Genomic DNA, 14,771 nt, shown 5'->3' on the forward strand with positions numbered 1-14,771 from the left:
ACGTAGAACTTTGCGCCACACTTGGCCGTCGCGCCAGGACTTAAGAGCAGAAGAAAGAGAAGTGCTAGGGATGTTCGCATTGGGGGCTAACGCCTGAATTAAGCCGCGCCGCGAAGCGGCGTCGGCTTGAATAAATTGTTAGGGTGCAGCCCGTGCTGTCTCCGCCACTGTCGTGGCACAGATTGAACCTGGCCATTGGCCAAGATGTCCCTGGATGGTGTGCGTGAAGAATCCAGTGACCTCAACATGCTTGCCGGAGAAGCTGTCGTCCACGCCAAACAGCCAGATCCCCGTGCGAAAGTTCTGAGCGTAGAGCTCTCGCTCCGGGTGTGAGTAGATGGCAGAGTGCTCAAAGTAGGAGTAGTAGTATCCGGAGACTTGAACATACGCGCCTTCATACTGATCAGGGGCATCCGCGAGGGTCTTGATGGACAGCGCCACTGGTGTGCTAAGGGAGGTAGGACATTTTGCATACGGAAAGCCTGATAGGTCCGGTCCAGTCACAGTTTGCTCGTTGCTGCCGCTAGGTTGGCAAGCGGAGAGCGCGATGACGATTACAAGGGCGTGAAGTTCTCGCATGCACCCTAACGCCTGAGTTAAGCCGCGCCGCGTAGTGGAGCAAAGCACATGGCAAGCTGTACCTGCCATGTGCTTTGTGTAACGAAGCGGCGTCGGCTTGAACGAACTGTTAGGCGGCACGCTACGACGAAAATCGGGGTGCGGCAAGCTCTTGGCTTGGGATGTGGCCGGAGCCAACGGCGCCCGGGTGCGCCGGCCCGGAACCTGGCTCCGGACCTGGTCGAAGCCGGCGAGGGACGGTCCGATTGCAACGCCTGCATCCAGCCATCCGAAGGCTGCCGCGACGAACTATCCCGGCGTGCTTGTGACTACCTGGCTGAAGTCAAAGATGCTGGCAGCACGTTGACCGATCCGATTGCGACGACACTTAATGCCATGACATTGCAGCGTGCCGCCTAACGCCTGAGTTAAGCCGTGCCGCGAAGCGGCATCGGCTTGAACGAATTGTTAGGCCTCATTGAGAACGGCCTGCCGAAACTGCTGCACATACGCAGCGCCAAGCCTTGGTTCAAGCCGTTCCACAGCCTCTAGTGCTTGCGCCACGTCGAATGCTCGCCCATCAAGTGTTGAGAGTGCTTGATTGTGAAGAGAATACGCAAGCCAAGCTGCATCACTTGCGGGGCTTTTCTCCTCGGGGTCGAGGTGGCCTGCAAGCAGAACCCGCAGATTAAACAAGGCAGCAGCCAGAAGTCGCTTCTCTAGGTCGACGTGCTGATCATCTGACATGAGGCCTAACGCCAGAATTAAGCCGACCCGCGAAGCGGGTTCGGCTTGAATGATTTGTTAGGCCGCAGCATGCGACGACAGACAGGGGCGTGCAAGGCCTTTGCTCTGGATGCGCCCTAGGCTAGGACCGTGAGCGCGCGGCGAGGAACTAGCCGCAGGGAATCTACCGAAGCCAGGGCGTGCCCCGCGATGCAGGCTGCCCACTGCCTGGCCGGCGGCCAAGCACCCGAAGACCAACAACCGGACGGCGGATCTGTCCCGCGCGGCGACAGACCGACCGGAGCATAAGGATGCTCCCCGATGCGATGCGCTGTCCAAGCAGGTGCAAGCGCTACTGCTTGCCTTTGCTCTTTGCGGCCTAACGCCTGAGTTAAGCCGCGCCGCGTAGTGGAGCAAAGCACATGGCAAGCTGTACCTGCCATGTGCTTTGTGTAACGAAGCGGCGTCGGCTTGAACGAATTGTTAGGCGGAACGCTACGACGAAAATCGGGGTGCGGCAAGCTCTTGGCTTGGGATGGGGCCGGAGCCAATGGCGCCCGGGTGCGCCGGCCCGGGACCCGTCCCCGGACCTGGCCGAAGCCGGCGATGGACGGTCCGATTGCAACGCCTACATCCAGCCATCCGAAGGCTGCCGCGACGAACTGTCCCGGCGCGCTTACGAGTACTTGGCCGAAGCCAGAGATGCCGGCAGCACGTTAGCCGATCCGATTGCGACGACACTCAGTGACACGACATTGCAGCGTGCCGCCTAACACCTGATTAGTCCCCAAACCCGAGGAATAACACAACTTTGCGCGCGCCCATTCACAACGTCAATCCTTTGTGGATCAGATGCTTGCGATCCGCTTGGCCGCCTCGACGCAGGTTTAGCATGCGGAAACGGGTTGATATCTGATATTCCCCGCGAATCTGTCTGATAACCGGTCGACGCCGACCGCCGACCGCCGACCGCCGACCGCCGACCGCCGATCGCCGATCGCCGATCGCCGACCGCCGATCGCCGATCGCCGATCGCCGATCGCCGCTGGCCGGCGCCTGGCGTCCTCACTCGGCCAGCAGGTGCCGCTCCCAGAACAGCATCGACGCCGCGCCGAAGTAGTCGCTGTTGCTCTTCTTGCGGAAGCCGTGGCCTTCGTCGTTGAACATCAGGAACCACACCGGCTTGCCGTTGGCGCGCACGGCGGCGGCGATCTGTTCGGCCTCGGTGTAGGGCACGCGTGGGTCGTTCCTGCCCTGGGCCACGAACAGCGGCGCATCGATGCGATGGGCGTTCTTCAGCGGCGAGATGCGGTCGAACACGGCGCGCATCGCCGAGTCGCGTTCGTCGCCATACTCCGCGCGCCGCAGGTCGCGGCGGTATTCCTCGGTATTGGTGAGGAAGGTGGTGAAATCGGAGATGCCGACCACGTCGATGCCGGCACGGATGCGGTCGCTGTAGTGCATCATCGAGGCCAGCACCATGTAGCCGCCGTAGCTGCCGCCCATCACGCCCACGCGCGAGGCGTCGAGTTCCGGCTGCTGCGCGATCCAGTCGAGCAGGGCGCCGATGTCCTTCACCGAATCTTCGCGCTTTTCCGCATTGTCCAGGGTGAGCCAGGTCTTGCCGTAGCCGGAGGAGCCGCGCACGTTCGGCACCAGCACCGCCACACCCAACTCGTTGAGCATGTACTGGATGCTGGCATTGAAGCCGGGCAGCGCCTGCGATTCCGGCCCACCGTGGATGCTCACCACCACCGGGAACCGGCCGCCCGCCGCCGGTGTCGCCGGCTTGTAGTAGAACGCCGGGATCGTGCGCGGCGCGCCGTCGACCTGGTCGAAGGTGGGGTAGCGCACCAGGGTGGGCGCGATGAAGCGCGAAGTCTCCAGGCCGCCCACTTCGCTCCTGGTCCAGCGTTCGAGTGCGGGCGCGTCGAGGTCGATCACGTAGACGTCGCTCGGCGAAGTGGTGGTATTGAGCGTGACCGCGAGGCGCTTGCCGTCGGGCGAGAACGCCAGCCCGCCGACCAGGCCCACCGGCAGCGCGGGCAGGTCCAGCGGCCGGTGCGAGGGCAGGGCCAGTACGGTGAGGCGGTAGATGCCGTCCTCGTTGGTGACGTAGGCGAGGTGGCGCCCGTCGTCGGACACCTCGAAGCCGTCCACGTCCCATGGCGCGGTGCTCACCCGCACCGGCGCGCCCTGGCCCGGCTGGTGGTGGCGCAGTATCTGGAATTCGCTGGGCGCGCCGTCGACCGGTTCGTCGGACACGTAGTACACGCCCTCGCCATCGGGCGCGTAGCGGAAGCCGCCGAACGCGGCCTTGCCGCCGTCGATCGGGAACATCCGCAGCCTGCCGCTGGCCACGTCCACTTCGCCCGGGTAGGACTCGTTCGCCGAAACGTACCTCGATACCAGCAGGCGCTTGCCATCGGGCGAGAAATCGAGTGCGCTCCAGGTACCGCCTTCCTGCAGCAGCACGCGCGACTGGCCGCTGCGGGTGTCGCGCAGCCAGATGTCGCGGTCGGTCCCGTTGCGCGCCGTGCTGCTGTAAGCCATCAGGCCGCCGTCGCGGGTGAGCACGGTGCCGCCGTTCTGGCTGCGCTTGCCGTCGGTGAGCAGCGTCGACTCGCGCGTCTGCGCGTCGAACCAGTACAGCTGCGAGAACTCGTCGCCGCCCCTGTCCTTGCCGTAGACGAAGCCGTCGCGCCAGGCGCCCGGCGGCGCGACGGTCACGCCGGCGACGGGCTCGGGATGGAACGTGAGCTGTTCGCGCATGCCCAGCGGCTGGCAGACCCGGTGCACCTGGCTGGTCTCGGCGAAGCGGGTGGACACCAGCAGGCAACCTTCCTTCGTCCAGCCGCTGACGCTGGCGCCGCGGGTGTTCTGATAGCGGTTGAGGCGCTCGACCAGTTCCGCGGGGATCTCGGGGAGGTTCTCGGTGACGCGGTTGCCCTGTTCCTTGCGCTCCACGGCGGAAGGAGGCGGGCCGGCGCTGCGCTGCGCCGGAGGCGGGCCGGCGCTGCGCTGCGCCGGAGGGGTGGCGGTCTGCGCGAGCGCGGGCAGGGCCAGGCTCAGGCCGAGGGCGAGGGTGGCGAGTGGTGGGCTCAGGCGCATGGGGCGGCTCCTGCAAAGGGTGGGCACAGGCTAGTGCAGATTGCGGGGCGACGCAGGTGCCGCGGCAGGCTCGCGAGGTGGAGGCGGGCTGCATACGCGGGCGCCCCACCGCAGCTGGCAGATGCCCGGCGGTCGCACCCGCGTGCGCAACTAGGGAGTGTGCGACGGCGCTCGCGGGCGGGCGGAGCTGCCCGGGTGCCCCTGCGGAGGCGGATGTCCGGATGACCGGCGTGTCCATGGCACCAGCCCGCGGCAGGGCCGAGGGGTGAAGACGCGCTTCCGGTTCCGCAAAGACCGCATCCGGTTCAACCGCGCGGCGTGAGCACCATCAGCACGGTGGCGCCCTCGCTGCCGGCCGGCGGCTGCACCAGGGCGGCCGCTACCACGCGGGTACCGTCGGTCCAGGCTTGGCGTGCATAGCCGGTGCCCTGCGCGGAGAGGCTGGAATGCGCCTGCCAGCCTGCGACACGCGCCTCCGGCGCGCCCCCATCTGGCTTCGGCACCTTTTCCCGCAAGCGGGAGAAGGAAATCGGAAGTCGCGTCCGCCCATGGCCCGAAGCGTGCGCCGCTACCGCCGCTGCAACAGCTCCCGCAGCTCCGCCTTGTCCGCCTCGTCCAGCCCGCCGCTGCGCTGCTTCTCCTGCAGTTCGTCCACACGCTGCTGCAGCGTCTGCCGGTCGAGCTGGGCGATGGCGTCGAGGAACTCGTCGCGCCAGGCCGCCTCGTCGCCGGGCATGGTCTGGCTGGCGAGCTTCTGCAGCGCGGCGCCTTCCTCGCGGTCGGCGAAGTGTTCGAGCAGGGCGCCGATGGTGATCGCCGGGCGCATGCTCACCAGCGCGATCAGTTCGGTCAGCAGTTCGATCCCCGGCTGGCGCAGCGCCACGAAGCGGTACGGAGGTTGCAGTTCGAGCGCCAGCGCGGGGTTCTGCAGCAGCAGCGCTATCGCGCTGCGCACCATGCTGCGCTTGGGCGGCGCCAAGGGACGGCTGCCGTGGCGGCGGATCGGCGCGGTCGGCTCCGGCGCGGCCTGGCGCGCGCCGACGCCGGTGAGTTCGGTCAGCCGCTGCTGCATCAGGTCGCCAAAGGCGCCATCGGGGATCTGCGCCAGCAGCGGCTTCGCGCGCTCGGCCAGACGCGCCTTGCCGTCGAGCGTGGACAGCGCGATGCCGTCGGACAGCGTGTCGAACAGGAACCGCGACAGCGGCGTGGCCTCGTGCAGGCGCGCATTGAAGCCTGCCGCGCCTTCCTTGCGGACGATGCTGTCGGGATCCTCGCCCTCGGGCAGGAACAGGAAGAACCCCTGGCGCCCGTCGCGCATGCGCGGCAGCACCGATTCCAGCGCCTTCCACGCCGCTTTGCGGCCGGCGCGATCGCCGTCGAAACAGAAGTACACGTCGGGCGCGTTGCGGAAGAGCAGCTCCGCATGGTCGGGCGTGGTGGCGGTGCCGAGCGTGGCCACGGCCACGCTCACGCCGTGCTCGAACAGCGCGATCACGTCCATGTAGCCCTCGACCACCACCAGGCGCTCGATCTTCGCGTTCGCCTGTCGCACCTGCCACAGCCCGTACAACTCGCGGCCCTTGTGGAACAGCGGCGTCTCGGGCGAGTTGAGGTACTTCGGGCCGGCGTCGCGGCCATCGGCGGGTGCGTCCAGCACGCGTCCGCCGAACGCGATCACGCGGCCGCGGCGGTCGTGGATCGGGAACATCACCCGGTCGCGGAACTTGTCGTAGACGTGGCCGCGGTCGTTCTTGGAGAACAGGCCGGCGCGTTCGAGCAGGCCCATGCGCCGGGCGTCGGTGCCGAGCGCGTCCTTCAGCGCGGAGAAGCCGTCGGGCGCGTAGCCGACCGCGAACTGCGCGCGCACCGCCACGCCGACGCCGCGCCGGTCGAGGTAGGCGCGGGCCCTGTCGCTGGCGGCGAGCTGGCGCTGGAAGAACGCGGCGGCCGCGTCGAGCGCCTTGAACAGATCCTGCGTGTCCGGGTTGGCGTTGTGCTGCTGGGTGTCGCGCGGCACGTCCATGCCGGCGCGCCGGGCGAGCTCGTCGACCGCGTCGAGGAACTCGAGCCGATCGTAGTTCATCAGGAACGAGATCGCGGTGCCGTGCGCGCCGCAGCCGAAGCAGTGGTAGAACTGCTTGGTCGGCGAGACGGTGAACGACGGCGAGCGCTCGTCGTGGAACGGGCAGCGCGCCGAGTACTCCTTGCCCTGACGCTTGAGCGGCACGCGCGCGTGGATCAGTTCGACGATGTCGGTGCGGGCAAGGAGCTCGTCGATGAAGGCGTCGGGGATGCGGGCCATGTCAGTGGCCCCGGCCGCGCAGGCGCGCGACGCCACGACCGGGGCGCCCCGTTTTCGCGACGGCGCACGCGCAGTCGCAGTCGCACGGAACGGCGTTTCGGGCGGGAATGGTGTCGGGAAGCGGGCTCACCGCACCATGATCGCATCCGCGCGCGGACCTCGGGCATGCCTCGGGTGAAGCGGCGGCCCGCTGGGCCCCGGCTCGCCCTCGGAGCCAGGTCGGCGCGCTCGATGGCCGTCCAGTCCAGCCGGCAGGCGGGCATTCGGCGATCGCGACCGCCCCACCGGACCGACCCCGGAGACGGTCCGATCCCCCGGACTGCGCTCGCCGGTCGCCGCGCCAGCCGCGGCGGCCCCACCGCCGCATCGCAGCGACGTGCGGCGCCCTCGCAACGCGGGGTTGCGCCGTGGGTTCAGCCGCTGCCGCCGGTCGCGGACGCTTCGGAAGTGTGTTCGTCCTCGTCGCCCCGCTCCGCCCCGCGGGCGCGCTCGTCGATCACCGCGGTGATCAGCGCGCCGGTGTAGAACACCATCGCCGCGTAGTACATCCACACCAGCAGGATCACCAGCGTGCCCATCGAACCGTAGGCGCTGCCCGGTGCGGCATGCGCGATGTACAGGCCGATCGCCCAGCGCCCGAGCACGAACAGCAGCGAGGTGATCACCCCGCCCAGCAGCGCCTGCCGCCAGTGCACGCGGCGATCGGGCAGGTAGTGGTACATCAGCGCGAAGGCGAGCGTGTAGATCGCGAGCGCGGCGAGGTTGCCCAGCACCGGCAACGTCGGCGAACCGTCGAACGCGATTTCCAGCGCCGTGGTCAGCGCCGCCGACACCACCAGCAGGAAGCCCAGCGCGAACACCACGCCGAACGAGAACACGCGCTTGCGCAGCCACGCCAGCAGCCCGCCCAGCCGGGCGGCATCGGTGTGGAACACGAGGTTGAGCGTGTTCTGCAGCCGCGCGAACACGGCGGTGGCGCCGACGAACAGCAGCAGCGTGCTCCACAGCCCAGCCAGCGAGCCGACATCGGGCCGGGATTCGGCGTTGCGCAGCACGGTGGCGGCGACCTCCTGCGCGCCGCTGCCCGCCAGCCCGCCGAGCTGGTCCATCAGCGCCGCCTGCGCCGACGGATACAGCGACGCGGTCAGCCACAGCAGCAGCACCAGCAGCGGCGCCAGCGACAGCAGGGCGAAGAACGAGAGCGACGCGGCCTGGGTCAACAGGTCGATCTCGACGACGCGGCGCAGCAGTTCGGCCGGCAGACTCTGCTGCACGCGCTCGAGGTGCCTGCGGAGTGTCGGGGACAGGCGCATGCGTCCCATGATCGCCGTTGCGGCGTCGCCGTCGCGTCAGCACGCCTCGCGCGCCGACGGCTCCTCAGGGTCGCGGTGCCGGCGCCAGCACCGTGTCCGCGAGGGCACGGCCCAGTGCCTGGAACGCCCGCTCGGCCTGCGCCAGCTCGTCGAAGCCTTCGGCACAGGCGACCACCACGGTCGCGCCATCGGTCCCGCGCGCGGCATCGAGGATGCCGACGTTACAGGCGCGTCCGAGCTGGGTGCCGGTCTTCTGTGCGAAGTCGGTGCCGGGCGGCAGTTCGGCGGCGATCCGTCGATCGCCGGTGGTGATCGCGCGCATGTGCCGCAGCAGCAGGTCGGTGCCGTCCCGGGAGAGCAGTTCGCCGGCCACCAGCCGCTGCAGCAGGCGCGCGAACGCCGGCAGCGTCGCCGCGTTGCGGCCGGTGGCGTAGTAGTCGTCGAACACCGCCTGCAGCGAATCCGTGCGCAGCGCTTCGCGCTCCACGCCCAGCGCGTTCGCCAGCGCCCGCAGCCGCGGCTCGCCGGCCTCGGCGTTGCGCAGGGCGACGATCTGCATGTTGTCCAGGTCGGCCACGCCCGGATGCAGTGCGCCGTAGGCGTCGTAGCGCACCTGCACGATGGTGGTGAGCGGGCCGAAGCCCTCGCCCACCCAGTCGGCGAGGCGCGCGTTCAGGTGGTCTTCGCCGATGCGGCGGATCAGCATGTCGGTCGCGGTGCTGTCGCTGTCGCGCAGCGACTTCTCCAGCAGCGTCCCGATGCGCAAGCGCGTGCCCGGATCGTGCTGCAGCAGGTCGCCGGCGCCGTCGACGAAGTCGCTGCGCGCGAGTTCGATCTCTTCGTCGAGCGCGATGCGCCCGGCGTCGACCGCCTCCAGCACCGCGATCGCCACCGGCACCTTGACCGTCGATGACAGATACCAGCGCCGATCCGCGCCGCGGTCGAGCGTGCCGGCCTGTTCGCCGAAATGCGCGACGTGGACGCCGAACTCGCCCGGCATCGCCTCGTCGATCGTGGCGATGGCGGCGTCCAGCGGTGCGACCCAGGCCGGATCGGCGGGACGCGATCCGGCCTGGCGTTCGACCGGGCTCGCCGGCTCGTCGCGGCAGCCGCCCAGCAGCGCCAGCAGCGCCAGCGGCAGCAGCAGGCGCGTCGACAGGCGTGCGGTACGCGGCGTGGCGAGGCTCATCGGGTGGGGTCGATCGGCGACACCGTCGGGCGCGGCGGGGCGTCCACGAATACCCCGGACGCGGTGACGGCGGCGCCAACGTCGCGCAGGGCGCGTTCGCCGGCGGCAGTGCCGGTGCCGCGCGCGCAGGCGGCGATCACCACCCGCGCGGGCGGCGTGCCGGCGCGCGTGGAGGGCACGGTGGCGATGCCGAGGTCGCAGCTGCGCCGATGCTGGGTGCCGGTCTTGTGTTCGAAGCGCGTGCCCGGCGGCAATCCCGCGCGGATGCGGCGATGGCCGGTCTGCACGCGCGCCATCAGGTCGAGCAGATAGGCGGTTTCGGGCAGGTCCAGCGCGCGCCCCTCGGCCAGCGCGGCAAGGATGCGGCCGAAATCGACCAGCGTGCCGCTGTTGACGTGGGTGGCGTAGTAGGCCTCGAAGGCGCTGTCCAGGTCGGGCGCGCGCAGCTCCTCCGGGGGAATGGCCAGCATTCGCACGAGCGCGTCGATCCGCGCCTGGCCCGCGCCGCTTCGCCGCAGCGCCAGCAGGTCGCGCGACTGCAGCCGGGCGGCCGCCGGATGCAGCTGGCCGTACGCGAGCCGGCGCACGTCGGCCAGGGTGGTGATGCGCACGCCGGCCGCGTCGGTGAGTTCGGCGGCCACCGCATTGACCGCGTCGATGCCGACCGCGCGGATCAGCACGTCGCTGGCGGTGTTGTCGCTGTGCACGATCATCTGCTCGAGCAGCCACGACACGCGCAGCCGCGCGCCGGCGCGGAACGCATTGGTGCCGCCCGCGCCGTCGACGAAGTCGTCCTCGCGCAGCGTCAGCCGCGTGTCCAGCGCCAGGTCGCCGCGCGCGACCGCGCGCAGGACCGCGATCGCCACCGGCACCTTGACGCCCGAGGCGAGATACCACGGCTCGTCGGCGCGATAGGAGAAGGATTCGCCTCGCTCGAGATGGCGCACGTACACGCCGATGTCGCCGGCGTAGCGGGCATCGGCCTCCGCCAGGCGGCGCTCCAGGTCGAGCGTCCACGCCGGTACGCGCAGCCGCGAACCCTCCGCGGGCGCGGCCGCGGATGCCGGCGGCCACGACAGCAGCAGGACCGCGGCGAGTGCGGCGAGGGCGGGCAGGCGCTTCATCGCCGCCCGAGTCTGGCGTGAAGGCGCGCGACCTGCGCTGAACATCAGCCGCGAGGCGTGCCCGCTGCCGCTTCGCGGCGCGAGTTGCGCCATGCACGCGCCGCCGCCTGCCATAGCCGGATCCACAGCGCGGTGAACGCCACCAGCGCCAGCGACAGCCACAACGCGCGTTCATACGGCACTGCCTGGTACAGGCCGAGCGTGTGCCGCAGCAGGAGGAAGATCACGCTGATGTGAACGATGAACGCCATCAGCGCGTCGCTGCCGACGATCGCGACCGGTCGCAGCACGCGCGCCAGCAGGTTGCCGCCGGCGATGCACACGGCCAGCAGTCCCAGCGCACCGCCCACGCTGAACAGCGAGAACAGCAGCCCCGGCGGGTGCTTGCCGTCGTTGCGGCCGATCGCCACCAGCGCATCGGACAACCCGTCCCCCACGCGCAGCTGGAACCAGGCCAGCAGCGACAACGCCACCAGCGCGATGCCGGAAGCCAGCAGCAGGCGACGGCTGGCGCGCGCATGGCAGCGCAGCAGCAACCCGCCGATGAGCAGGCCGGCCAGCACCAGCGGCAGGCGCGAGAGCTGGCCCCAGGTGTAGTAGTCCGGATGCTCGACGAAGATCGCCTGCCGTTGCGGCACGCCGCCGAATCCGGCGTTGTTCAACAGCCACCACGACAGCCACAGCACCGGCAGGGGACTCAACCAGCGTAGCCACGCCGGTGCCTTCGCCCACAGCGGCAGCAGCCAGGGAATCCACAGCAGGGCGATGGCGTAGAAGCCGAGGATCTCGACGAACGAGGGGAAGTCGCGGTACAGCAGCGCGTCCGCGATCTCTTCGCGGCTGCGGTCCCACAGCTCCACCACCGTCAGCACCTTGTACCAGAACAGCACCACCAGCCCGCGCCACAGCAGCCGGTTGCGTCGCCGGGGCCAGTCCGGCGCCGTCGTCTTCGGTACGAACGCCACCGCCAGCGCCATGCCGAAGACGATGAAGAACAGCGAAGAGGAGAACTTGGTGAGCGCATGCACCGGCACCTGGCCCCAGTCGGGGAAATCGCCGTAGGGCATCAGGCCGTTGGTGCCGTGCGCGACGATCATCAGGCACACGGCGAGGCCGCGGGCGAGATCGATCGAGTCGATCCGCCCGCCGCGCAGGGGCTGTCCGTCGGCGGACTCGGCCGGACTCACTGCGCCGTTGCCGGCGCGCGGGCCGGCGTCGTCGCGGTCGTTCGCCGGCGCGCGTTGCCGGCGTCCGTCGCGACCGCCAGTCCGCCGTGCGCATCGACGAATGCCACGCGCATCGACGCGACCGGCGTATGGACCACCGGACGCCGGCGCCGCGGATCGTGGCCGGACGGGGAGCGCATGGGCAGGAGCCTCCTCTCGCGGGAGGCGCCATTGCAGCAAGCGTGCCGTGACGGCGCGGTCAGCGCGTGGCGTCAGCCTGCCGCCGCGGCGAGCCGCCGCAGCGCCTCGCCATCGACGCGCTGCACGGTCCACTCATCCATGCCCACTGCGCCGAGGCTGCGGTAAAAGGCGATTGCCGGCGCGTTCCAGTCCAGCACCGACCACTCGAAACGGCCGCAGCCGCGCGTCAGCGCGAGTTGCGCCAGGTGCGCCATCAGCCGCCTGCCGATGCCGTGTCCACGGAAGCGCGGTTGCACGAACAGGTCCTCGAGGTAGAGGCCGGGCCGGGCGAGGAAGGTGGAATAGTTGTGGAAGAACAGTGCGAAGCCGGCGGCCTCGCCTTCGGCCTCGGCGATCACCACTTCGGCGCAGGGCCGCTCGCCGAACAGTGTCGCCGCGAGTGCGGATTCGTCGGCCTCGACCTGGTGGGCGAGCTGCTCGTATTCGGCCAGCCCGCGGATCAGCGCGAGCAGAACCGGCACGTCATCGCGGCGCGCCGGCCGCAGGAGGATGTCGGGTGAAGGGGTCATGCCCCGGATTGTCCACACAACCCGGCCCCGCCTCCACCGCTCCCGCAGGAGCGCCTTCAGGCGCGACCACCCGACAGCGCCACGCCCCCAACCTGCGCCACCGCAGGTCCGCGCAGGTCGACCCCGCACCGCGGCCTCCGTAGGAGCGCCTTCAGGCGCGACCACCCAACACCGCCATGCCCCCAACCTGACCACCGCAGGTCCGCGCAGGCCCGCGAAGGTCGACCCCGCACCACGGCCCCGTAGGAGCGCCTTCAGGCGCGACCACCATCGACAGGCATTGCCCCTCATGCAGCTCTGCGGAGCGCGCCTGAAGGCGCCCCTGCACGGGCATCCTTCAGCCGGCGAGCTTCTTCCTCACCAGCGCCGACACCTGGCCCATGTCGGCCTGACCCGCCAGCTTCGGCTTGAGCACGCCCATCAGCCTGCCCATGTCGGCCGGGCCGCTGGCGCCGGTGTCGGCGATGGCGGCGTCGATCGCCGCGAGGATCTCCGCTTCGCCCAGCTTCGCCGGCAGGTAGGCCTCGATCACCACGATTTCGGCGCGCTCGATCGCGGCCAGGTCCTCGCGATCCGCGGCCTCGTACTGGCTCACCGAATCCCGGCGCTGCTTGACCATCTTCTCCAGCACGGCCAGCACCGCGGCATCGCCGAGCTCGACCCGTTCGTCGACCTCGCGCTGCTTGATCGCCGCATTGATCAGGCGGATCACGCCGAGGCGCTCCTTCTCGCCGCTCTTCATCGCGGCCTTCATGTCTTCGGTGAGCTGCTGTTTCAGGGTCATGGCGATCGGGTCCGGTCGATTGGGGCGGAAGGCACGGTCGTGGCCACCGGGGAAGAGGGCTCTGGATCGGGCGTGACCATTGTCACTTCCCGGTTCGCGGGGTGCCAGAAACACAAAAAGCCGGCAGCGCTCGCGCGCGGCCGGCTTCGGATGCGGCGTCGCCCCGGATCAGTACAGGCGCTGGCGCTTGGTGACGTCGCGCGAGGTGCGGCGGGCCTGGCGCTTCACGGCGGCCGCGGCCTTGCGCTTGCGCTCCTGGGTCGGCTTCTCGTAGAACTCGCGCTTGCGGGTCTCGGCGAGCACGCCGGCCTTCTCGCAGGTGCGCTTGAAGCGGCGCAGGGCAAACTCGAACGGCTCGTTTTCGCGGACTTTGACGCTGGGCATAGGAATCTCGGGGTTCTTGGGACGTCCGGCCCGGTGGCCGGCCTGTGCGAAGGACTCGCACCCGCCCGGCGGCGCTGCAGCCAGGGCGAGCCGCGTATGATAACTGCCCGACTTGCAACGGCGCAACCGGCGCCCCTCCGTCCCGCATGAAGGTCCTGGGCATCGAATCGAGCTGCGACGAGACCGGCGTGGCCGTGTACGACACGGCCCTGCCCGGCGCCGCCGGCCTGCGCGCCCATACGGTCTACAGCCAGGTGGCCCTGCATGCCGAATACGGCGGGGTGGTGCCGGAACTGGCCAGCCGCGACCACGTGCGCAAGCTGCTGCCGCTGGTGCGCCAGACCCTGGCCGAGGCCGGGCTGGGGGTCGGCGACATCGACGGCGTGGCCTATACCGCCGGTCCGGGCCTGGTCGGCGCCCTGCTGGTGGGGGCCGGGGTGGCGCGCTCGCTGGCCTGGGCGCTGGACGTGCCGGCGGTCGGCGTGCACCACATGGAGGGCCACCTGCTGGCGCCGCTGATGGAGGACGACCCTCCCGAGCCGCCGTTCGTGGCCCTGCTGGTCTCGGGCGGCCATACCCAGCTGGTCGCCGTGGACGCCATCGGCCGCTACCGGCTGCTGGGCGAGACCCTGGACGACGCGGCCGGCGAGGCCTTCGACAAGACCGCCAAGCTGATGGGCCTGCCCTATCCGGGCGGCCCGCAACTGGCCGCGCTGGCCGAGACCGGGACCGCGGGCGCCTACCGCTTCTCGCGACCGATGACCGACCGCCCGGGGCTGGACTTCAGCTTCAGCGGGCTCAAGACCCAGGTGCTGCTGGCCTGGCGCCAGTCAGACCAGTCCGGCGGGACCCGCGCCGACATCGCCCGCGGATTCGAGGATGCGGTGGTCGACACGCTCGCGATCAAGTGCGAACGCGCGCTGGATGCGGCCGGCAGCGACGTGATCGTGGTCTCGGGCGGCGTCGGCGCCAACCGCCGGCTGCGTGCGCGGCTGCAGGCCATGGCCGCGAAGCGCGGCGGCCGCGCCTGCTTCCCGCGTCCGGCCCTGTGCACCGACAACGGCGCGATGATCGCGTTCGCCGGCGCCCTGCGCCTGCAGGGTGGCCAGCATGACGATGCCGCGGTCCACGTGACGCCGCGATGGGACATGGCGTCGCTGCCGCCGGTGGCGGCAGCGACGTGATCCGTGATTCGTGATTGGTGATTCGAAAGGGAAGTAGCGCCATACCCTTGTCATCCCGAGCGCAGCGAGGGATCTTGCGGCCGATGCAACGCCGAGCAGATCCCTCGCTGCGCTCGGGATGACAGCCAGCGCCGCAACTTGCAACCCTCCAATCACCACC

The 14,771-nt window shown here is 69.9% G+C and carries 13 protein-coding genes; 1 reads left to right on the top strand and 12 read right to left on the bottom strand.

From position 1 onward, the window contains the following. Nucleotides 1–138: 138 nt before the first annotated feature. The 12 genes from JMO03_RS05770 to rpsU all read right to left on the bottom strand — a co-directional run bounded on the left by JMO03_RS05770 (nucleotide 139) and on the right by rpsU (nucleotide 13,427). Nucleotides 139–441, bottom strand: coding sequence for a hypothetical protein (locus JMO03_RS05770; RefSeq protein ID WP_202841312.1), 303 nt, complete (start codon nucleotides 439–441; stop codon nucleotides 139–141). 1,908 nt (nucleotides 442–2,349) lie between these two features. Beyond that, complete coding sequence (locus tag JMO03_RS05775; RefSeq protein ID WP_202841314.1) at nucleotides 2,350–4,395, bottom strand: S9 family peptidase; 2,046 nt, start codon at nucleotides 4,393–4,395, stop codon at nucleotides 2,350–2,352. A 305-nt stretch (nucleotides 4,396–4,700) separates the two neighbouring features. Next, on the bottom strand, nucleotides 4,701–4,898 hold the full coding sequence (locus tag JMO03_RS05780) for a hypothetical protein (protein WP_202841315.1): 198 nt from the start codon (nucleotides 4,896–4,898) through the stop codon (nucleotides 4,701–4,703). 65 nt (nucleotides 4,899–4,963) lie between these two features. Then, entirely contained in the window at nucleotides 4,964–6,697 is a 1,734-nt protein-coding gene (gene dnaG / locus JMO03_RS05785) for a DNA primase (protein WP_202841317.1), read from the bottom strand. A gap of 413 nt (nucleotides 6,698–7,110) precedes the next feature. Continuing rightward, nucleotides 7,111–8,010 (bottom strand): YihY/virulence factor BrkB family protein, encoded by a 900-nt coding sequence (locus JMO03_RS05790; protein WP_337926367.1) that lies wholly within the window; start codon nucleotides 8,008–8,010, stop codon nucleotides 7,111–7,113. A gap of 64 nt (nucleotides 8,011–8,074) precedes the next feature. Then, complete coding sequence (locus JMO03_RS05795; protein ID WP_202841321.1) at nucleotides 8,075–9,199, bottom strand: serine hydrolase; 1,125 nt, start codon at nucleotides 9,197–9,199, stop codon at nucleotides 8,075–8,077. Further along, nucleotides 9,196–10,323, bottom strand: coding sequence for a serine hydrolase (locus tag JMO03_RS05800; protein WP_202841324.1), 1,128 nt, complete (start codon nucleotides 10,321–10,323; stop codon nucleotides 9,196–9,198). Before JMO03_RS05800 ends, JMO03_RS05795 begins: the two co-directional genes overlap by 4 nt. Before the next feature lie 44 nt (nucleotides 10,324–10,367). Then, complete coding sequence (locus JMO03_RS05805) at nucleotides 10,368–11,510, bottom strand: acyltransferase family protein (protein WP_337926368.1); 1,143 nt, start codon at nucleotides 11,508–11,510, stop codon at nucleotides 10,368–10,370. Beyond that, nucleotides 11,507–11,689 (bottom strand): hypothetical protein, encoded by a 183-nt coding sequence (locus tag JMO03_RS05810; protein ID WP_202841326.1) that lies wholly within the window; start codon nucleotides 11,687–11,689, stop codon nucleotides 11,507–11,509. The genes JMO03_RS05805 and JMO03_RS05810 overlap by 4 nt, the downstream gene beginning before the upstream one ends. 72 nt (nucleotides 11,690–11,761) lie before the next feature. Beyond that, on the bottom strand, nucleotides 11,762–12,259 hold the full coding sequence (locus JMO03_RS05815) for a GNAT family N-acetyltransferase (RefSeq protein WP_202841327.1): 498 nt from the start codon (nucleotides 12,257–12,259) through the stop codon (nucleotides 11,762–11,764). A gap of 337 nt (nucleotides 12,260–12,596) precedes the next feature. Beyond that, nucleotides 12,597–13,043: a GatB/YqeY domain-containing protein gene (locus JMO03_RS05820; RefSeq protein ID WP_202841329.1), complete on the bottom strand. Its 447-nt coding sequence runs from the start codon at nucleotides 13,041–13,043 to the stop codon at nucleotides 12,597–12,599. Nucleotides 13,044–13,211: 168 nt separating this feature from the next. Then, nucleotides 13,212–13,427 carry a 30S ribosomal protein S21 gene (gene rpsU, locus JMO03_RS05825; RefSeq protein ID WP_036170822.1) on the bottom strand — a complete coding sequence of 72 codons (216 nt, stop codon included), beginning with the start codon at nucleotides 13,425–13,427 and terminating at the stop codon, nucleotides 13,212–13,214. A 146-nt stretch (nucleotides 13,428–13,573) separates the two neighbouring features. Here rpsU and tsaD point away from each other — a divergent pair, with 146 nt between their 5' ends. Continuing rightward, nucleotides 13,574–14,611 carry a tRNA (adenosine(37)-N6)-threonylcarbamoyltransferase complex transferase subunit TsaD gene (gene tsaD, locus JMO03_RS05830; RefSeq protein WP_202841338.1) on the top strand — a complete coding sequence of 346 codons (1,038 nt, stop codon included), beginning with the start codon at nucleotides 13,574–13,576 and terminating at the stop codon, nucleotides 14,609–14,611. Nucleotides 14,612–14,771 lie beyond the last annotated feature (160 nt).

This window comes from Luteimonas saliphila, assembly GCF_016774335.1.
Taxonomy (GTDB): Bacteria; Pseudomonadota; Gammaproteobacteria; order Xanthomonadales; family Xanthomonadaceae; genus Luteimonas; species Luteimonas saliphila.

What these genes read in the sequence shown, in the direction of transcription:
- JMO03_RS05775 (WP_202841314.1), bottom strand. Translation starts at nt 4,395, where the DNA reads ATGCGCCTGAGCCCACCACTCGCCACCCTCGCCCTCGGCCTGAGCCTG.
- dnaG (WP_202841317.1), bottom strand. Translation starts at nt 6,697, where the DNA reads ATGGCCCGCATCCCCGACGCCTTCATCGACGAGCTCCTTGCCCGCACC.
- JMO03_RS05790 (WP_337926367.1), bottom strand. Translation starts at nt 8,010, where the DNA reads ATGCGCCTGTCCCCGACACTCCGCAGGCACCTCGAGCGCGTGCAGCAG.
- JMO03_RS05795 (WP_202841321.1), bottom strand. Translation starts at nt 9,199, where the DNA reads ATGAGCCTCGCCACGCCGCGTACCGCACGCCTGTCGACGCGCCTGCTG.
- JMO03_RS05800 (WP_202841324.1), bottom strand. Translation starts at nt 10,323, where the DNA reads ATGAAGCGCCTGCCCGCCCTCGCCGCACTCGCCGCGGTCCTGCTGCTG.
- JMO03_RS05810 (WP_202841326.1), bottom strand. Translation starts at nt 11,689, where the DNA reads ATGCGCTCCCCGTCCGGCCACGATCCGCGGCGCCGGCGTCCGGTGGTC.
- JMO03_RS05815 (WP_202841327.1), bottom strand. Translation starts at nt 12,259, where the DNA reads ATGACCCCTTCACCCGACATCCTCCTGCGGCCGGCGCGCCGCGATGAC.
- JMO03_RS05820 (WP_202841329.1), bottom strand. Translation starts at nt 13,043, where the DNA reads ATGACCCTGAAACAGCAGCTCACCGAAGACATGAAGGCCGCGATGAAG.
- rpsU (WP_036170822.1), bottom strand. Translation starts at nt 13,427, where the DNA reads ATGCCCAGCGTCAAAGTCCGCGAAAACGAGCCGTTCGAGTTTGCCCTG.
- tsaD (WP_202841338.1), top strand. Translation starts at nt 13,574, where the DNA reads ATGAAGGTCCTGGGCATCGAATCGAGCTGCGACGAGACCGGCGTGGCC.